Source organism: Candidatus Nomurabacteria bacterium (assembly GCA_020631905.1).
GTDB lineage: Bacteria > Patescibacteriota > Saccharimonadia > Saccharimonadales > VXPC01 > JACKGQ01.
The window spans coordinates 511,450-530,076 of sequence record JACKGQ010000001.1; the positions used below are offsets into that span (position 1 = coordinate 511,450).

At 44.7% G+C, this 18,627-nt stretch carries 17 protein-coding genes and 2 tRNA genes; 6 read left to right on the plus strand and 13 right to left on the minus strand.

Features of this window, described 5'->3' with window-relative positions:
• Positions 1-98 precede the first annotated feature (98 nt).
• Positions 99-1,445, minus strand: a complete 1,347-nt coding sequence (locus H6798_02630) for an Ig-like domain-containing protein (protein MCB9821409.1) — start codon at positions 1,443-1,445, stop codon at positions 99-101.
• A 60-nt stretch (positions 1,446-1,505) separates the two neighbouring features.
• Positions 1,506-1,769 (minus strand): hypothetical protein, encoded by a 264-nt coding sequence (locus tag H6798_02635; protein ID MCB9821410.1) that lies wholly within the window; start codon positions 1,767-1,769, stop codon positions 1,506-1,508.
• Between the two features lie 85 nt (positions 1,770-1,854).
• On the opposite strand from H6798_02635, the gene H6798_02640 reads away from it, so the two are divergent.
• A complete protein-coding gene (locus tag H6798_02640; protein ID MCB9821411.1) occupies positions 1,855-2,271 on the plus strand; it encodes a hypothetical protein in 417 nt (138 codons plus the stop codon).
• 2 nt (positions 2,272-2,273) lie between these two features.
• Positions 2,274-4,973: a hypothetical protein gene (locus H6798_02645; protein ID MCB9821412.1), complete on the plus strand. Its 2,700-nt coding sequence runs from the start codon at positions 2,274-2,276 to the stop codon at positions 4,971-4,973.
• Positions 4,974-5,147: 174 nt separating this feature from the next.
• Here H6798_02645 and H6798_02650 read toward each other — a convergent pair.
• Positions 5,148-5,222: transfer RNA gene (locus tag H6798_02650), tRNA-Glu, on the minus strand.
• Positions 5,223-5,717: 495 nt separating this feature from the next.
• Between H6798_02650 and H6798_02655 the strand changes: the two genes are divergently transcribed.
• Positions 5,718-6,026: a PadR family transcriptional regulator gene (locus tag H6798_02655; GenBank protein ID MCB9821413.1), complete on the plus strand. Its 309-nt coding sequence runs from the start codon at positions 5,718-5,720 to the stop codon at positions 6,024-6,026.
• Positions 6,023-7,642: a PspC domain-containing protein gene (locus tag H6798_02660; GenBank protein MCB9821414.1), complete on the plus strand. Its 1,620-nt coding sequence runs from the start codon at positions 6,023-6,025 to the stop codon at positions 7,640-7,642. The genes H6798_02655 and H6798_02660 overlap by 4 nt, the downstream gene beginning before the upstream one ends.
• 2 nt (positions 7,643-7,644) lie before the next feature.
• Here H6798_02660 and H6798_02665 read toward each other — a convergent pair whose 3' ends face one another.
• Genes H6798_02665 through H6798_02700 form a run of 8 tightly spaced genes read right to left on the minus strand, consistent with a single transcriptional unit; the run spans position 7,645 to position 14,542 of the window.
• Entirely contained in the window at positions 7,645-8,211 is a 567-nt protein-coding gene (locus H6798_02665; protein ID MCB9821415.1) for a hypothetical protein, read from the minus strand.
• A complete protein-coding gene (locus H6798_02670) occupies positions 8,208-8,555 on the minus strand; it encodes a WhiB family transcriptional regulator (protein MCB9821416.1) in 348 nt (115 codons plus the stop codon). Before H6798_02670 ends, H6798_02665 begins: the two co-directional genes overlap by 4 nt.
• 43 nt (positions 8,556-8,598) lie before the next feature.
• Positions 8,599-8,976 (minus strand): response regulator, encoded by a 378-nt coding sequence (locus H6798_02675; GenBank protein MCB9821417.1) that lies wholly within the window; start codon positions 8,974-8,976, stop codon positions 8,599-8,601.
• Positions 8,939-10,459, minus strand: a complete 1,521-nt coding sequence (locus H6798_02680) for a PAS domain-containing sensor histidine kinase (protein ID MCB9821418.1) — start codon at positions 10,457-10,459, stop codon at positions 8,939-8,941. Before H6798_02680 ends, H6798_02675 begins: the two co-directional genes overlap by 38 nt.
• Positions 10,456-11,604 carry a DUF3048 domain-containing protein gene (locus H6798_02685; GenBank protein ID MCB9821419.1) on the minus strand — a complete coding sequence of 383 codons (1,149 nt, stop codon included), beginning with the start codon at positions 11,602-11,604 and terminating at the stop codon, positions 10,456-10,458. Before H6798_02685 ends, H6798_02680 begins: the two co-directional genes overlap by 4 nt.
• Positions 11,605-11,638: 34 nt before the next feature.
• Positions 11,639-13,051: a glutamate--tRNA ligase gene (locus H6798_02690; GenBank protein ID MCB9821420.1), complete on the minus strand. Its 1,413-nt coding sequence runs from the start codon at positions 13,049-13,051 to the stop codon at positions 11,639-11,641.
• Positions 13,052-13,075: 24 nt separating this feature from the next.
• Positions 13,076-13,525: a hypothetical protein gene (locus H6798_02695; protein MCB9821421.1), complete on the minus strand. Its 450-nt coding sequence runs from the start codon at positions 13,523-13,525 to the stop codon at positions 13,076-13,078.
• A 45-nt stretch (positions 13,526-13,570) separates the two neighbouring features.
• Positions 13,571-14,542: a DUF4367 domain-containing protein gene (locus H6798_02700; GenBank protein ID MCB9821422.1), complete on the minus strand. Its 972-nt coding sequence runs from the start codon at positions 14,540-14,542 to the stop codon at positions 13,571-13,573.
• An 86-nt stretch (positions 14,543-14,628) separates the two neighbouring features.
• On the opposite strand from H6798_02700, the gene H6798_02705 reads away from it, so the two are divergent.
• Positions 14,629-16,089, plus strand: coding sequence for a PEGA domain-containing protein (locus H6798_02705; GenBank protein ID MCB9821423.1), 1,461 nt, complete (start codon positions 14,629-14,631; stop codon positions 16,087-16,089).
• On the opposite strand, the gene H6798_02710 is transcribed toward H6798_02705, so the two are convergent.
• A complete protein-coding gene (locus H6798_02710) occupies positions 16,086-17,360 on the minus strand; it encodes a sortase (protein ID MCB9821424.1) in 1,275 nt (424 codons plus the stop codon). The genes H6798_02705 and H6798_02710 overlap by 4 nt on opposite strands.
• A gap of 151 nt (positions 17,361-17,511) precedes the next feature.
• Here H6798_02710 and H6798_02715 point away from each other — a divergent pair.
• Positions 17,512-17,597 (plus strand) — tRNA-Leu (locus H6798_02715).
• Between the two features lie 149 nt (positions 17,598-17,746).
• On the opposite strand, the gene H6798_02720 is transcribed toward H6798_02715, so the two are convergent.
• Positions 17,747-18,529, minus strand: a complete 783-nt coding sequence (locus tag H6798_02720) for a hypothetical protein (GenBank protein MCB9821425.1) — start codon at positions 18,527-18,529, stop codon at positions 17,747-17,749.
• Between the last annotated feature and the right edge of the window lie 98 nt (positions 18,530-18,627).

Genomic DNA, 18,627 nt, shown 5'->3' on the forward strand with positions numbered 1-18,627 from the left:
CTGCTTTTTTGTTGAATAAGCACAACCAATATTATAATTGTATATTTACAAAATAACAAAAATAATGTATGGTGCTTGAGTAAATCAAAATGTGTGTTTTAAAAATAAGCATTTTTTAACCCAACAGAAGGAGAGATTGATGTCGGGAAATAACGAAATAACAGTAGTCGGTGGTGCATGTACAGGTGCAGGCGCAGTTTGCCTACCTGCAACAGCTGGTTCTTCAGTTCTACATGATCGAGCCAAATATTGCTTGGACTGTTACCTTGCACGAGCGCACTAGTATTGCTGGGGGTCGAGTTGGCGGTAATCTTTACGTTTCTGAGCAGTACATTGCTGGCTACCAGGTAAAGATAATTACCGTTGCTGAGGTTGATGTTGTAGTTTTCGACGACGGTCCAGGTTTTACCGTTTATTTGTTCGGTGTGCGTTGGTACCGAATCCGATCGATAGCTAGAAGATGGCCAAGCTGTGAGGCTTACACCAGCTTCGATGCCCGTGGTGTAAGCGGTTGGAAACTCTTGGGTGCTGCCACCTGTTCCGGGATCGGTTGTACCTGTATCACCTCCGCCTGTACTGCCACTTGTTCCGGGATCGGTTGTACCTGTGTCACCTCCGCCTGTACTACCAGAACCGTCCCCTTGGTCGCTAGGTGTGGTTGCATCGGGGTTATCAATAATTACGCTTAGCGTGGCTTCGGCTTTATTACCAGCAGCATCTTTTGCTCGGACAATTATCGTTGCTGGTCCGTTAGGCTGAGTGGTCGTGTCGAGCAGTCCCACCCAGTTGGTCGTACCGGTAGCAATTTGCCCGGCGCCACCTGCAAATCGGTAAGTTACACTACTAACCTTCTTGTTATCGTAGGCCTTGCCACTAATTGTAGCGTCGCCCTCTAGCACCTCGCCACTTTTTGGCATAGTAATACTGATTGTCGGAGCTTCTGTGTCACTTGATGTTTCTGCGTTGGCTGTCGGGTACTCAATTTCAAAGGTATAGCGGGTTCCTCGCCGACTTAAGCTTTCGACTGCACTTAGCTCGAGATAGTAGTCTCCAGGGGTCACTTTCGATTCGATTGTTACAGGCTCACCCTTTCGTGTGGCTTGATAGCTCTCAAGTTCTTCTGCCTCTGAATCCAGTAAACGTAACTTAAAGCGGACCGAATCGGATCGCCGGCCACCGCTGTCTTTAACGGTCACTTTTAGCCGACCACTAGCGTCTATATGAATTGAATGTGTTCTGATTGGATTTTTCTTATTTAAGCTACCGGATATCGATGTGCCAGCCACAATTCGAAAAGACACAAAACCCGCACCTAAAATAACAAGCACTACTATCCCGAAAGTCGTAGGACTATGAAATATCTTATTTAACCACGACTTAAACTTTAAAACGAAAGAGTTCGGTCCGATTGTTAAATTCTCGATTGATGCTTGATTGTAATCCACACTTGCCCTTACCAAATAATACGTATTATATCTCATAATGTTTATGCTGGCGAAGAGTATTTATTCCTGTGACGACGAATGATCAACAATCAGATTATCACCGAATACTTTTCTGTATGTAAATAGTCCATAAACCAAGCTTGCCTGTCCCATAGTAACCCACAAGATGGTCATTCGGAACCTATGACCGCTCTCCATAAAGTACAGCTCTGGCAACCGCCAGACAAGCTGATCTGATAGAGCATGCTTGTGGCTAATGATTGCTCGTAAGGCGCGTACCATATGAAGATTTGCAAGCTCATCATCTGCTAATACAGCCTGCAATACGCCAACTTTACAGGAAGGAAAAATGGTGTTTTCTTCAAGTTAAGTTATTGCTATTTGTGTAGAGTTATTCTATAATATAGTAATGATTGCAAGATATTCTGCAGCTGAGATGTTTGGAGCTCCTATAGATAACGTTGCGAACGTTAATCTCGAAGATGGTTCACTGATAAGGTTAATGGAGTCTTATGATATCCAGCCGCGCGAGATACCTACTGATCCAACAGACATAACACCTTATTACTGGAAGCGTCCCGCATTCCGTTACTTTCTCGCCCTTGCGCATCCAGAGGGTCCGGCCACTGTAGATATGTTGCCTGTGGATGAGGACAGTGAGAATTATTTACTTCTTGGAGCAGAAGGCTTGGGAGCTGCTGTACAAGCTAGAGTTCGACATATTGAAGTGCCAACTGATCAGCAAGTAGTCGCTATTATTGGGCCTGGACCGAGATTTCCAGATAAGCTTAGCGTCCATGAACTAATAGTGAGCGACGAATACTAGTCATGCGTTTTTCCCGTCATCAGCAACCAGAAATCGGTATTGAACCACTCAGCCAATCAGATAGAGAGTCGTTTCCGGCTGTTATATATGAGCAACAAGCAACTTCGATAAATGACGCTACGTTACTAATTGAAGCGGTTGGAGTAGCTAGAGCCCTGAATCTGCCTTTCGCTATTGATGTCGATACCAGCGATGAAGGGTTAATCCAAGCTGTGGTTAGAAGCTCAGCTAAAGATAGGTTTGAGGCTCGTATACACAGTGCATTATTTCACGGTACATCAGCTATGATATGTGAGCATATGCCTGACCCGCAAACTCGTGATGAGATAGGTGCCACATTAGTACGGAGTATTGCTCAAAGCGCAATCGAGCAGATAGTCCGAGATGAAGATCTAGAAAAAGGTTTCGGGATTTTTTACTCAGGTCTGCGATGGCATACTGATCAGGAAAAGTTTGTATCAACGCTTTTTAAAAGTGCGGCTGAACTTGATTTTGAACGACTAGACCAGATGGTTACCACTGGTGAACATATACTCGCCATTTCATACGGCATCGAGCATGGCGTGTCTTGGGATACTACCAGAGAATGGCGTAAAATGACCGCCGAACAAGTATTGGAGGCGCATCCGGAATTTGACTACCGCAAACTTCAAGATCCAGAGTTTAGAGCTACTGATGAAGGAAAAGCTTTAGAAAAAGCTTATAATGACCATGTTGGGGAAGAGTTGGTACGACGCTATAGAACCACTAGAGCCAATATCGATAGCGAAGGAAAAGTAATACCAAAGCCAATACTACCATTGGCTCGATTCCCATTAATTGAATCACTGATCGTAGATGAAATTCGGATGATAAGTCCTAAGACTAAATATAACTTTGGGCCGAGTGATGTATCTGGTTTAATTCTAGACTCGGACAGCTTAAAGGCTCAGCAGGCACTTGTGGCAGCTGTAACAACGAGGATTGCTCCCGAGCAACGACATGTGATTGACGGTCCTGATGAGCTTCAACAGAAACGAGGCATTATCATCGACATTCTGCGCACATATCAAGACGAGACAGACCCAAAAAGAAAAGCGCAATTCAAAGATCAGATTATCAAAGTAATTGAAGCATATACTAGGGACGGAAGAGTCGCTGCTGACGTACGCGCCGAATACTACACAAGCAGCACCGACCGATACGTTTATGGACAGGATGTCCGTGCCGTAAGAAATATTTTGGGCGATATTTTGAAAGCTGGTCTTGCCTCACCGCACGCACAAGAAATAGTCGGTCGCTTGATGCAGGTCACAACTGGAGAATTAACTAAAGAGGTTGATCCAATTTCTCTAGGTTACGAAGAATTTGAAGAAGCGATATTGGAATCGGTATGGTTAGTTGATGAGCAATCTGACCCAGACTTTATAGAAAGTATAGCGGCTAGAATGTTCGGTCGCGATTTGGCGGCTAAGATTCGTTACGTTATTTGTATGCGAGCTGAGGCAAAAATGAAATCTAGCCAGCCCGAAGTAGTATTAGCACATAAGAAATGGGCAAACAACTTTGCTCCTTTTGATAGTCAAGAAGCCAAAGATTTGAAGCAAGCATATCTTAGCGCCGACTCCGAAGGCCAAGCTTTACGCGATAAAGCCGATGCCGCTATGAATGAAGTTCTGCTTACACTGATAGAGAGACTTGCTTTTGATCCTGATTCTATTAATGCAGAAAATAGAATACGAAGCTTAATACAAAAGCTTCGTCTGGGCAACTCATCTGATATGGAGCAGCTACCAGATACATACTACATGCTTATGGAGTTTGCCCGAGATCCAAGAGTAACGAGCTCTACTAGAGCGAGTATTCTGTGGAGATTTGCGGAACATTACAAATACGCAGCTGACGGGTTAGCCGCAAGACAAGTAACCAAGATTATCATTGATGGCTATCATTTAATGCTAGGTGACCCCAACCTGCCGTTAAGTGTTCCTGATCACGGTGTTAGCGATGGGCTATATGCCATCAATCAACTAGCGTCTCATAACGTTTTCAAGCAAGCAGATGAGACACAGTTGTTGGAGCTTTCCCGATATCGTTTCGCTCTATTGGATCTTATTCAAAGATTCACCGGCAGACAACTAACTTCTGGAAGACTTGAGGATATTGATTTGAGTGCGGAAAAAGCAGCAGAAGCCGAAGACAACCGCACCACTTATCATATTGAATCTGTTGTGCGCAGTTTTCAAAAACTTGAAAAGCAATACGAAGAATTCCTGTACCTAGAAGAAGTAAGGCGAGTGCCTCACGTCTACTATCCTTGGGTGTTAAGACAGTTAGTCCCGTTCTGGCAGAAGATGCAATGGGAAGTTAGTCCAGGCAACAGACCAAGTTATGACATAACAAGATTGCACAAAACAATTGAAGACTTAATATCAAGTAGACTAGTTGTTGAGCCAGGACATGAGTTCGACACAAGCTTTGACCCGATGGACGATGGGCATATTGATGAGCTGCTTGTCGCTTGCTATGAGCAGATGGTTGTCCCACACGATATCAAAAACAAGCAGACAGTCTGGACAGAAGGAATGTCTTTCATGAATTTGGCTACTACTCTGATGCCTGTAAAGTTGCTCGAAAGGCTCAAAGCAAAATATGGCGAAAATCACGGCTTAGTTAAACTAGTGATTAACGAACAAAAAAGATTCAGTCAAGATGAAGAGTAGCTAGCTTTTATCTTACATCTAAAGTCACTAGTATTGGTGACTCCACGGAGAATACTAGGGTATATTGCGCCTTAGCAAAGTAAACTTTGCCGGGCAATAGCGAACTCTCGTCGGAGCTCGGAGTTTCTGCGAAACCAACCAAGCAAAAAGCCCACCTTAGGTGAGCTTCTTCCTTGGTGACTCCACGGAGAATCGAACTCCGATTGCAAGATTGAGAATCTTGTGTCCTAACCGTTAGACGATGGAGCCATATTTGGCTTAGACTTAAAATGTACGCTAGTTTAATAAACCGTGCAAGATATCTAACGGTTAAGATGTCCTACCCATGGTCAGATTGACAAATTGTTGTCAATCAGCCGTCGGCACACCTCGTATCGGGCAATAATTTGCACCGGTACTCCGGTCTTGCAAAAAGCCACTGGCTTTTCTCACATCAGACGATGGAGCCATATTTGGTTGCGGCCTATTATAACTTAATGTCTGGCAAAAAACACCTAACGCCTTCGATATATCTGCAAATGGATTAGTACCCTGCACTACCCAACTTGCTAAAAAGCTCATGTCGCATACTTGGATCGGGGTCTTTAGATTTATGTCTTTCAGATATACAAATTTACCAAGCATAATATTTTTGTTAGGTCTTGACATGGCTTGTCAACAATGCTACCTTGTAAAGCAAGGTAGTAATTTATGAAAGATACTGAAACTAATCTTCAAAAATATATTCAACAGAATTCGCTCTCGATGCGTAAAGGCTTGATTGAATATTGTGTGATGCAAATTTGTAGTGGTAAGCCCGTTTATGTTGGTGAGATTGTCACAAAACTAAAAGATACGGATCTGATTGTGGTTGAGGGTACGCTGTATCCCCTACTCTCTCGCCTAGCCAGCGAAAAATTGGTCAGTTACGAATGGAAAGAGTCGAAAACAGGACCACCCCGCAAATATTATAAGTTGACTGTTGATGGCCATGGCGTGCTCGAAGCTTACAACAGCCAATGGAAAGAGCTAAAAAAAGCCGTCGATGGAATAATTAAAGGAGTTAAGAAATGAAAAAGGCGCAAATAATTGAGTTAGCTAAACAGTCGTTTTATATCAATGAAAGCGCCTATAAAAAGCTAGATACATATCTGGCTAGTCTGAGCAAACACTATCAGGACAAAGAGGTTATCAAAGACATTGAGCTGAGCTTAGCCGATAAGTTTAAAGCGCGCCTCAAAGATGCAAATTCGGTGCTTGACGAAACTGACGTGAGCGCTGTGATCACCGAGCTAGGCACTGTCGAAGATATTACGGGCGAAGTCGAGACCGAGGCAAAACCGACTGGCTCTAAAAAACAGTTCTACAGGTCAAAACAAAATGCGATTGTCGGTGGAGTTGCCAGTGGGTTGGCGGGTTATTTTGGGATTGATCCGTTGTATGTCCGAATCGGCTTGGTGATATCGGTTCTAGTTTCATTCGGGACTACCTTAGTGCTCTACTTGGTATTATGGATGGTATTGCCAGAGGCCGAGACCGGTGCCGACGAGCGTTTAATGCTTGGTAAAACAGCTACACTAAAAGATATCGAGCAGACGCTAAAAACGAAAGTAAAAGAGGTTAAACAATCAGGAGCGAACGGATTTTTACGAACAACTTTCGAAACTACGTTTAAAGTTTTCGGAATTATCTACAAGCTAGTACTTAAGCTTGTAGGAGCTGGGGTATTTTTGGCTTCTCTCGCAGCAATCGCCGGCCTAACTGCCGGTATGGCTAGTCTGGTGGCTGGAGATGTTAATGTCTATTATGCCGGCGCTTTGGTGGACTTCCCGTCTAGATTTGTAGATTATGGCTTGCTGGTATCGGTCTGGCTGCTAGCCGCAGTTGTAATCTGCTTAATGGCTTACATGGGCATGTCATTGCTTCGTTCGAAACAAGTGCTTCGTGGCGGTATGGCGGCAATTTTGGTTGGGTTGTTCGTAATTGGCCTGTCGGCAGCGATTGCGTTTGGTAGCAACACCTATGATCGCTACCAGCGAGCCGTTGACACTTCGCCAACTATGCGCGAGGTGGCTTTAGATGAATTTGAGCATGTGTCAATCGCCAATCAAGTTGATGCTACCTTTATCGAGTCTGATGAGTATAAGGTTGTACTGACGGCCAACAACTTCGTACTCGATAACCTAGATCTCAACATTCGGAATGGGTATTTATATCTGCATAATAATTCGAATAATTACTTGTGCTTGCTAGATTGTAACGATCAGCTACAGGCAACTGTTTATGTTCCCAAACTAGAGACACTGACGTTATCTGATCAGTCGTCGGCGTTGTTTAAGTCATATCTAACCGTTAAGAATCTCGTGATATCCGATCAGTCGCGAGTTGATGCTGCATTGGCCGATATCGACCAGATAGTTATCCAGGATCAATCTGTTCTGAATGCTACAGTCAAAGCTAGCGGCGTCAGTTTAACTCTAACCGACCAAAGCAAAGCTATCTTGAAGTGTGCCGATCTGCAGTGGCTCAAGCTTGTCGAGCGCGATCAAGCAAATGTTAATGCTGGTGAATGTCTGGCCGAAGAAATCCATCTAGATTTAGATAATCAATCGCACGCTGTCCTGAGTCCAACAGATAAACTTGAGGTTATAAACACCGACAAAGATTCTACGTATAGCTTTGTACGTTAACCCTACAGTAGTTTACGCCAGAAGAACACGCTACTTCCCCAGCGGCTCGGGATACTAGCTAAATTGTGTTCGAACACCGGTCCTGGTCCAAAGCGTGAGCGCACCCGACTCTCACCCAAGACAAAACCGAACTGGAGCGTTGCTTCGTGGCCATAAATTGGGTGTTCGCCGGTGTAAGCGACGATATCACCAGGAACAACTTTTGCAGGATCAACCAAGGTGAAACCCTTAGAGCGCAAGAAGTCGCGGGTATCGTTGTAAAGGTATTGACTGGCAGGGTAAGCTTGTCTGGGCACACACCAAGGTTCGCCTAAAATCCGCCCGAACACATATTCGCCGCAACGATCGAATAGATTATTGTCGTCGAGGCTGTGTGGCTCAAATATGGCGTATCCGGGTAACTCTACCAGACCCTCGAAAGCTTGGTCGGCGCGACGCATATCTGACATTAGTCTATGCGCTAGGGCTTCTTCCTGATGAACTTGGTCGAGCACTGCTTGGGCTGCTTGGCGTTCAGGGCTATCTGGTAACGCAAGTTGCAGGGCATTGTGGTTATCGAAACCGATCACGGTCGATTGCCTACATGGACAGTTTGAGGTGTAAGGTCTTCTGTTCTAGAGGCTCGAATAGCTTTGGCTAGAGCCTTTGCGGTACTTAGATTGAGTCTAACAGCTTGCCATTGGCCGCGCTCATAGTTGGTTAGGCCTGCAACAATGCCTTCCGCTTGGCCATTAGCCTGGCTACCGACAAAATAGTCGATGCAATCAGCTAGGTTTGGGCACTTGCCACATACCAATCGGCCAAGACCTTTGGCTTTACCATCGGATCGGGTTGTTTCTAGCATAATCTGACCACTGTTGTGACTGCGGCATGTACTCCGACTTCTTGCGAGCGGTGTAATTTGTTCGGACATAAAAGTACAATAAGCTCTAGACGCCTACGAAGCAAGCACAGGCTTAATCGATCTTGATTTTGTCGATTATTTCGACTAACTGTTTGGGGGTAATCTCGGCTTTAATAATGTAACCATCGGCTTGTTGCTCGACTCGCTCGCGGTTGGCGTCGTCTTGGTCGAGGTTAGTCGTAATAATTATCTTGCTGTGGAGTGCCGGGCTGTGAGCTTTAATCTTATCGAGTACTTCAAAGCCGGTGATACCCGGAATCATTAAATCTAACAGAATAATATCGTAGTGATCGGTCAAAGCAGCGTTTAGACCATCGTCGCCACTCATCATAAGAGTCACATCATATCCAGCTCGACGTAGTGCTCGAGCATACAACTCGCTTATAAAATATTCATCCTCGATACAGAGAATGGTTTTTGATCCAGCCATGTGCCTCCCTTACAATTTCATTATCCTCCGAACCTAGCTTATCGGCAACCGAAGTAAATGTCGGTACATTAAACCCGAAGGTACTACCCACCCCTTCTTTACTTTTAGCCCAGATTTCTCCGCCTTGGGCGTTAACCAAAGATTTGCTGATATACAAGCCCAAGCCTGTGCCAATTGCCCCGGTTTTACTACGATACGATCTATAGAACTTCTTAAACAAGTACTTCATTACGTTTTCTGGAATACCTACACCTTGGTCAGTAACGGTAGTCTGGACCCAGTTTTCGTCGAGCACACTCACCTCGATGTTTATCGGTTTGTCGTCGTGAGTATATTTGATCGCGTTGTCGATTAAGTTGTTCAAGACTTCATACATGCTAACCTTATCGACTGCCACAAGCGGCAAATTATCGGGTAGGCTGTAGTTAATTTTGATACCTCTAACTCGTGCGCGCAACTCTAGTTCGGTAACGGTCTTGCGGATAATTTCTGCCCAGTCTTCCTTATGCATTTTGAGGTGGAGTTGGTTTTCTTCGACTCTGGCAACATTAAGGATATTGTTCACGAAATCTGCAAGTTGTTGTGCTTGGGCGTTCATGTTGGTTAGAAACTCTTGTTGCTCAGGGTTCAAGACCGCACCTAATTCATCATCGAATACTTCTAAATAACCACGCATGGCTGTAAGCGGAGTTCGAAGTTCGTGGACTGCCATGGCCACAAAACTGACATCGTTATACTCTTGCATGTAGCGATCTGTATGATCAATTACAACCAATAGAATTTCATAGCCGTTGGGGTTGTCTTTGCTATAGTGAGCAACCATATCGAACTGCCGGTTGCTGTCGTCACTGAGGGTGTGTTTGACGTGGTCCCAACTCTGACTAGCTGTGGCCTTATTGACTTTACAATAGTTAATCCAATCGTCTAAGGTTTGCTCACTGCCGGAAAAAGATAGATTAAAGATTGTATCAATATGGTTACCGATAACTTGCGTTTGATCAAAGTTAAAATAGGCACCAGCGGCTGCGTTGGCATAGACTATCTTGTCTTCGGCCGAAATAGCTACCGCCGGAACAGCGAGCTGGGCTAAACTGGGGATTGATCCCGATGCCGGTGTATCGTGATTCTGTTGACTGCTCGCCATGGCATAGACTTGGTGCGCGAGATCACCTAAAAACTCGAATTCTTTACGCAAGCCATTTGTATCTGGAGGGTTAATCTGACTAGTCTGACCACTTGCCGAAAGGATTGCTCTTGCTAAGAAATCTAGGCCAAAAATTGCCCGTTTCATTAGCCAGCTGGCGATAAAGATCGCCAAAGCGATTGTTACCAATAAAGACAGTTCGAGACTCCATAACTCCGACCAGTTAAAGACTAAGATCATCAAGTAGAAGCATCCAAGCCCGACGATCAAAACCAGACATAAACTGATAACTGTCCTTAGCCAGAGTTTTGACTGAATTTTGCGGATGTATTCAATCATTGCCATGCCACTTTACTAACGGCAGTTATCCAAGTTTGACCGCGATTAAAGACAATCTCTGCCCCGTTACTGTCATTAAATAGGATTTGCTCAGACTCACTAGATTTTGACCAGCGTCCCTCAATAACTTGACCATCTTGGAAAACCCAAACCTTACCGCTATCGACAGTAGTGTAATCAGTTCTTGGCCCATCTTTGGCGTTATAATATTGCTTGTCAACCTGCATGGCGATAACTACCTTGGGGTTTATTTGATCGCCCGTGCGCTCATCACTATGAGGCGTGTTACCGTAAAAGCGTAAGTAGCTGTTAGTTTTTTTGTCGTAAGTGTAGCTCGGGTTATAAGATGGTGAGGAGATTGTCATATCTATACTGCTAGCAGTTGACGTTTCGACAGGTTCTTCGTCTTTGCGAGGCCAAGGCTCAAAGTCGCTGGTTGCCTTGCCCTCGAGTTTGTCTAGGCGCGTAAAGTCTGTGTAAACATTGTGCGGAGCTATACGACTAGAGATACGGGAAAACGAGCTGCCATAAACATATTGGTCTAGATTACGCCCAGACTGGATATACTTAGATATGGCAGCCTTACCAGCGATATCTCCACCGACGTGCACGTAGAAGGCATCAAATGGGGCTAACCACTCAACATAGTATGGCCGAGCACTACGAACTGGCCCAATATAGTCTGGTTGGCCTTCCTGATAAAGTGCCAGCAATCGTGTTATTCCGCCCTCTGCGTCGGCTTCGAAGACTACACCGGCTTCGAGCAATCCACTCTGGGGTCGAACGCCAACTGAGTTCTCGATCATAATACCGGTAATCGGGCGCTTAGTGTCTGACTCGTTTTCGACGAGCATGCCGGTAAGTGGCGATTCGTAAAAAATTGGTTCTGGCTCGGGTTCGGCCTTGCTGACAACTTCTTGTTTAGCTTGAACTGGCTCTGGTGACTTTTTATGCAAAAACACGTAGTAACCACCCAAGCCAACCGCCAGAATTAAGCCTAATCCACCTGGCAAGAGATACTTTTTTGGGATATTAATAAACGTCGTTAATAAACGCTTAAATTTTCGAGGTTGCTTTTGGGTGCTCTGCTCAAGACTAAAAGCTTCAAGATCGTCATTGATAGACGTAGGCGGCCGATTATCCATTACCAGTATATTTTAAAACGCTTAAGCTTTGGTATCAAGTTTTTAGACGCTCTAGGACTTCGGCTTTGCCAAGAGTGTTGAGAGTTTCAAAAAGCCCTGGGCTAAATCTACTACCGGTTATCATTAGCCGTATCAGCATAAAATATTTGCCAACCTTAAGGTCGTTTTCTTTTGCATAGCCATAAAGACGATGTTCGAGATCAGTTTCCGTGAAATCGGATGCTTGCAGCAAATCGATTGTGGCGACTAGCAGATTGGCTTGCTCTTCGGGCGTAAATTTGGTTTCTTGCTCAATTTCCTGAACATCGACAGCCATAGCCCTGGCAAAGAAAAAGCGACTGTACTCGGCTAAATCAGCAAATTTCTTTAGTCTTTCGTAGACCAGATCGAGGACTCTTTGCTTATAGGCCTTGTCTGACTGGACGGCTTCTTTAGGCCACCAGCTTTCAGCCAACTCTAGTCTTTTTGACGGATCCATATTACGTATGTGCATGCCGTTCATCCAGTCTAGTCGAACTGGGTCAAATTTGGCGCCAGATTTCTGGATACGGCTAAGCTCGAAAACGCTCACAAGTTGATCGGGGCTAAATATTTCTTGGTCTGTGCCTGGGTTCCAGCCGAGCAAAGCCAAATAATTCATGACTGCCTCTGGCAGATAGCCTTCAGTGGCGTAGACGGCGGCGTCTTTCGCCCCATCACGCTTACTGAGTTTCTTTTTACCATCAGGCCCTAGGATTGGTGGCACATGAGCAAATTCTGGTCGTTGCCAACCAAAAGCGTCGTATAAGAATAAGTGCTTTGGTGTGCTGCTAAGCCACTCATCGGCGCGTATCACATGGGTAATTTCCATGAGGTGATCGTCGACAACATTGGCAAACTGGTATGTCGGGAAACCATCGCTTTTGATAGCTACAAAGTCGCCTATATCTTTGCCCCGCCAACTTTGCAGGCCTTTTACGTGATCGGTCCAGGTTATCACTGTCTGGTCGGGAATCGCTATCCGAATTACTGCTTTGCCTGTCTCACCTTCTAGCGTTGCCATGTTTTTTCGGAAAACAAACGGTTGTTTATTTGCCTGTGCTTGGGCACGCAAACTTTCTAGCTGTTCTGGGCTTGTCCAGTCGTAGTAGGCTACGCCGCTATCTAGAAGGGCTTGGATGTAGCGTGTATAGTCGTCGTTACGCTCACTTTGGATGCAAGACCCAAATTCTGGGCTCGGTTTATCTGGGCCGTAGTCCCAATCCATGCCTAACCAACCCATGCTAGATAAAATCTGCTCAGCTGCCCCTTCGACGATCCGAGCTTGGTCGGTGTCTTCGAGACGTACAATAAACTCACCATTATTTTTGCGAGCCCATAAATAGCTAAAAAGGGCAGTTCGGAGACTACCAATATGCAGCATACCAGTCGGGCTGGGCGCAAACCTTGTTCGAATTCTCTGATTCATTGCTGTCATTATACCAAGGAGTAGTTAGAAACTGTTCATAATATCTCGAGTCTCGAGTGCGGTTGCGAGAGTGCAGGCTTGCTGTTCTTGACCTAGGCATGGGATAACTATTCGACAAACACTACCACCTAGTCCGAAATATAGGGCAACAAGATCGGTACGATTAGCACTGCGGTCGATGAGACGATCGTAGATATCTGAAGGTACTTGATCGGCGGCGGTCATAGCCACGGGAATAATTTGTTGACCATGAGTTAGTGCGTCGTGAAAAGTTCCTTCGACACCGAGATGGGGGTGTATGAGTTTGAAATTTATGCGAAAACGCTCATCACCAAGCATATCAGGGATGGTCGTGTCAGTATTAGTGGCTATTAAGAAGGCGGCCCGAGCAATTTTTGCGACCGGCTCCTGGCTATTTGGTAACTCAAAGTCGATGCCCTCAAAAGTCTTGGCTGCAATAATTATGTTTTTCATAAGTTAATCATCAATCAGAATATCAGCTAAAGCCTAGCTATCAAACTATAAGCTTTTAGCGATTTCGACAATCTGATCACTACTCAGACCAGATTCGCCTTCGAGTTGATAGCGGATACCCTGACTTACCCAAATTGCACTATTACCATTATAGATATAGATGGTCTTCCCATTGACCTCGACAGTTTGATATGGGATATCTTTATTCGAGAAGTATCCACTTGCCAGACTGGCCGAATCTAAACTTGTTGGCTGCTGAACAATCTGTAGGTTGCGAGAGTCTGTATTTGAAGCCATCGAGATCGACACCTTGCCGGTTTCGTAGCGAATCGGACCATCAATACTAAACCCAGCAGGCGTGTCGGGCATATGTGCTGAAAAACCGGCTTGCCTGCTTGCGATACTCAGTGAAATCCGGGGCAGATTTAAATAGCCGATTACTCCGAGTCCGATCGCTAAAGCAGTTAGAGCGACAGCTAACTTTGGTGACTTCTTGGATTTCTTTGCAGTTTGCAGATTATTTGGCGTAGTTTCCAGTGCTCGATCAATTATGCTAGCTGGTAAACGAACGGCTTCGTCTGGGACGTAGATTGGCGGCTCATGCACCAAAGAATCTTCTGGGGCTGGTCTTGGTTGCATGGCTGTTGGAGTCGCCCCAACCTTCTTGCTGGCCTGAAACTTGCCTATATATTCACTCTGTTGTGTGCTGGCAGCTCTTTCGAGTCTGGCCTTGCCCGGGTTAAAAGTAGGTTTAACGATTCGACTTTCGGACTGAGGACGTGGCTGGATGAGTGGTTTTGCCACGGCTTTTCGATGCAGAGTCTGCGAACGCATATTCGTATGTTTTTTTGTTCTGGCTGTTCGTTCAATGCGGACATTTTTTGGATGTCGCTGAGGCTCGCTACTTTGATGATGAACAGCCGGCGCAAGTCCATCAACACGCTTTGTTTGCGACCCAAGATCTGCCCCTAAGAGAGGGTATATCTTGCCGTTAATTACCACTTGCCCAGAGCTCATCGCTACCCCTTAATATCTGTATTTTCTATGTTAGAATATTGTATAGCAATCTACAGTTTAAGCAAACTAAATTGCTGTTGTTTTTTATGGAATTTTTAGATCCAAACTATCGCAAACGCCACGACCGAATGCTAATCGTTGGTTACCTACTCCTAGGTTTCCTATTAGCCGGTTTAACGATTATCCTCGTTCTGGTTACTAGTGGGTATGACATTAGCCGTCGTGGTGAGGTAATCGTCAATTCGATTGCGTTTGTAAACTCAACTCCAAGCAATAGCCAGATATATTTAGACAAAACTCTACTCGGTAACAAAACGGACGCTCGACTAGTGGTTGAGTCGGGCGAATATCTGCTCGAGTTAAAGCAGGCAGGTTATTTCCCTTGGAGTAAAAACGTCTGGCTAAAACCGCAAAAGGTTGGTTTTTATCAATACCCTTTCCTTTTTCCCGAAAAACTCGATTTTGGACAGATAGCAATCTATAAATCTCGACAGCTAAGTAGTCAAAGTCCTGATAAAAAATGGCTGATTACCTACGATCCAAGTTCTGCTCAAGCCAATCTATTTGATATTAGCCAACCAGACAATGCACCACTAGATCTAAGCCTAGAAGCCAGTAATCAGTCAACACCGGCTTCCGAGGAAACAAACCAACCTAGCCAGTACCGTATAGTAAGCTGGGCAGACGACAATCGGACTATGTTGGTTAAGAAAACATTAACCGATAAAACGACTAGTTATTCACTCGTCGACTCACGTGGTGAAAAACCTTCGATACCAATTAGCGTAGGCGAAGATCGACCGGTAAAAAGATTAAGTTTGGTAAACGATAAAACCGATAATCTATTAATTCTGTACGCTAATGGCGAGCTGATTAAGCAGAACATCGATACTGGCGATGAAGTTGTGATAGCGCTTGAGGTGCTTGCCTACAATAGTTTTGGTAAAGACGTGGTTGTATATATTGCGGCTAATCATGCCAGTAATAAAGCCGATGTAATTATTAACGAGAATTTCGAAGAGTACAAACTAACCGAGCTTAATTACTCCGATACAGCCAGTTACTCGCTTGCTTTGAGCCGATTTAATGGCAAAAATATTTACGCGGTTGGCTCTAATCTAGACGAACGATTTTACGTTTACAAAAATCCGCTCGAAGATCTTAAGAGTGGTCGCCCGCTAATCTTGCTAAGTTCACCGGTTGTCAATCAGCTTAAAGAACTAAAATTTAGCCAGAACTCTAGGTTTGTCGCCGCTTTGACGCCAGAAGATATCGTAGTCTACGATGCCGAACAAGCCGCTCCGTATCGGTTTCAGGTAGACAACTTAGCCGATGACTACCATCTGTCGTGGATGGATGGGCATCGGTTGATGGCCAACATCAACCATGGTCTCAATATTTTTGAATTTGATGGAAAAAACATGGTTACATACCAAGATGTTGACCCTACCAATATCTATTTCAACAAAGACTACGATACTATCTACATAACCGACAATCAGACTGGGAAGACAATCCTCGAAAGCGCAAGTCTAAGGGTTAATTAGTCGCCGCTTACCCAGCCCCAGAATCGCTCCCACATAGTTTTTGGATTACTTGGAACGATTAGATTTTCTGGTGTTTCGGTTTGTTTATTGGTTAGGGTATTCTTTTTTGGACTTGGGCTAATTTGCTCACCAATAATCACCATCCGATTGATATTGAAGCCTGGTGGATCACAGGTAATTAATGTCGCCGAGTTGGGCCGGCTGGCCGGACCGAGCACGGTAACGTCTGTTGGTTTGACAACCTTCTTCTCGTACACCTTGTATACATATTGTTTCGAGTTGTAATTAAGCATGAAAGTATCACCCGGCTCGAGCTGACCAATCTGCATGAAGGCAAACTTATATTTTCCGCTGCTGAATAAGTTATTGCTGCTGTGGCCAACGATCGCTACATTACTGTTAAAACCCTTGCCTGTTTCCCCCGGTTTCTGGCTGGTTGGGTAATAGACTACGCCGTTTTCTAAGGCTTTTTGAACCCGAGATTCAAAGTCGGCTTCGGTTTCGCCGGTTTCGATAAAAGGTACGTTATAAACGACCGGTGCTTCTACGTTGAGCTTCGGAATTATCACTTTCGGATCACTACTGACTGCTGCTCCAGGCACGGTTATGATTGGTGTAGAGGCCGAAATCTGGTTGGGTTTAACGAACGGTATGATGTAGCGCTCATTAAAAAACGTAAACATCAACAAAAACAACACAACTAAGCCGGCACCCAGGCCGAACATCAGCGATTTAATGTGTTGTTTTAAGGTGAGCTTGCGTTTGTTTCGAGTTTTAAGCTTATCCCAAGACGTAGCCTCATTTTGAACAAAATTATCGGCTTGGGAGCTCGGTTTAGGGCTCTGCCGTTTTTTTCGACCACGTTTAACTTCTGGCAAGTTGATCGCTGGTGTCTCTGAGGCTAAACTGGCGAGACGTTGATTGTGCCGATTTTGATTACTGTAAAATTCTTGCCAGACTTCGTGTTTTTGATGGTCGGGTAATCCTTGGTAGTATTCATGCCATTTTACCTGGATATCCTCCATACTTAGGCCACTATTATGAAGTTCTAGTAAATACTGTTGGTGTTGACTGTGCGTACCTGGTTCCTCGGCTTCACTTATCTCGCTATTCGCATTTGGTTCTTTTGAGTAAATATTGCTGATTTTTCCGCGGATTAATTCGGCGGCTTCGTTTCGACCGACTTCTTTGTTGCTCCCAGCCAACATAATCGTAGCACCGTTATCGTCGGGCTTTCCGGGTAATGGCAGAGCTGGAGTTGGACTACTCATATTTGTCAATATATTAACATAAACATAATCTGTTTACGATTGCCAGAACAGCTTAAAATGTGTATATTTCTATGGCGTTGAGAATTTGTTGAGCCGCAGTAGTGGAATTGCACAGAGTTTGAAAATTAACAAAATATCTAGTTTATTTGGAGCCGTGGTGGCGGAATTGGTATACGCGCACGACTCAAAATCGTGTTCCTTTCAGGATTGAGGGTTCAAGTCCCTCCCGCGGCACCAAATGCACTAGATCTAGAGCAACCCACAAAGCTACCTTGGTTAATAATATCTAGAACGGGTGTTAAATTTTTTAGAAATGGACTTACCAGTTTATATAATTGATTATATAAACTGAGACCTTAGTACCAATATAAATTTATCTCCAAGCTCTATTGCGTTTCTAGCAAAAATACAGAGCTGGTTATTGCTTTGAATGGTTCGTCAGGGTGCTGCAGCAAGAATGTAGATGTTCTGGCGGCTTGTTCGGCTTGCCAGAGTGTTTCGTTCTGAATATCGGGCCGACTTGTGGCGCTGATTTCATCGGCACATTTAACCCATAGATGACCACTATGCAAGACAACCATAGCGCACTCAAACTCTAGCTTATGGAATAGTTCGGCAAATGCATCGAGTGGCAAGGAACTCTTATAGGCAACGATCGAGTTGGTTGCGCTAACTAGTTTTTGGAATTGCCCGGGATTGAGCACTACACATGTTTGGTGGTTATTTAAAAGCTCTAGGTTGTTTAACATTGCATCTACCCCATCTCCAGATAAGGTAATTTGACCATGTTGTTGTACAAATATTTCATCTATCAGTTGAGTCGTTTGGCTGCTTCTGCCAAAATCACCGATTAACAACAACCCACCTGTATCATTGCTAGCTACAATAATCTCATTCAAACCAACTTTACTCAGACTGCCACTCGATGTGCTTGGTAAGAAAGTTATCCCGGGTTGATTACCAAGGTCGTGTTTTAATATATCAGGTACACAGAGTTGGATTTGTCCGACACCGGCGGCTTGAGCTGCCGTGTAGGCTTGCATCGGTGCCTTTAAGCTATCGCGATTACCGCCGACAATCAGGAGTTTGCCAGCCAAATCGGTCCGTTCTGGCCGGCTCCAAAAAATGTCGTCGAAAAGCGGTTTGGTTGTTTGCCTCTGGTAGCTCATAAAAATAGTATATACCTCTAGTCAAACTTATTATCGGGGGTAGTAGCATTAGCGGGCATAAAAAAACGAGAAAACCCCGAGCCCTGCGAGAGGGCGCG

What these genes read in the sequence shown, in the direction of transcription:
- H6798_02670 (MCB9821416.1), bottom strand. Translation starts at nt 8,555, where the DNA reads ATGTCCGAACAAATTACACCGCTCGCAAGAAGTCGGAGTACATGCCGC.
- H6798_02705 (MCB9821423.1), top strand. Translation starts at nt 14,629, where the DNA reads ATGGAATTTTTAGATCCAAACTATCGCAAACGCCACGACCGAATGCTA.
- H6798_02640 (MCB9821411.1), top strand. Translation starts at nt 1,855, where the DNA reads ATGATTGCAAGATATTCTGCAGCTGAGATGTTTGGAGCTCCTATAGAT.
- H6798_02690 (MCB9821420.1), bottom strand. Translation starts at nt 13,051, where the DNA reads ATGAATCAGAGAATTCGAACAAGGTTTGCGCCCAGCCCGACTGGTATG.
- H6798_02675 (MCB9821417.1), bottom strand. Translation starts at nt 8,976, where the DNA reads ATGGCTGGATCAAAAACCATTCTCTGTATCGAGGATGAATATTTTATA.
- H6798_02680 (MCB9821418.1), bottom strand. Translation starts at nt 10,459, where the DNA reads ATGATTGAATACATCCGCAAAATTCAGTCAAAACTCTGGCTAAGGACA.
- H6798_02655 (MCB9821413.1), top strand. Translation starts at nt 5,718, where the DNA reads ATGCGTAAAGGCTTGATTGAATATTGTGTGATGCAAATTTGTAGTGGT.
- H6798_02695 (MCB9821421.1), bottom strand. Translation starts at nt 13,525, where the DNA reads ATGAAAAACATAATTATTGCAGCCAAGACTTTTGAGGGCATCGACTTT.
- H6798_02710 (MCB9821424.1), bottom strand. Translation starts at nt 17,360, where the DNA reads ATGAGTAGTCCAACTCCAGCTCTGCCATTACCCGGAAAGCCCGACGAT.
- H6798_02645 (MCB9821412.1), top strand. Translation starts at nt 2,274, where the DNA reads ATGCGTTTTTCCCGTCATCAGCAACCAGAAATCGGTATTGAACCACTC.
- H6798_02685 (MCB9821419.1), bottom strand. Translation starts at nt 11,604, where the DNA reads ATGGATAATCGGCCGCCTACGTCTATCAATGACGATCTTGAAGCTTTT.
- H6798_02660 (MCB9821414.1), top strand. Translation starts at nt 6,023, where the DNA reads ATGAAAAAGGCGCAAATAATTGAGTTAGCTAAACAGTCGTTTTATATC.
- H6798_02700 (MCB9821422.1), bottom strand. Translation starts at nt 14,542, where the DNA reads ATGAGCTCTGGGCAAGTGGTAATTAACGGCAAGATATACCCTCTCTTA.
- H6798_02720 (MCB9821425.1), bottom strand. Translation starts at nt 18,529, where the DNA reads ATGAGCTACCAGAGGCAAACAACCAAACCGCTTTTCGACGACATTTTT.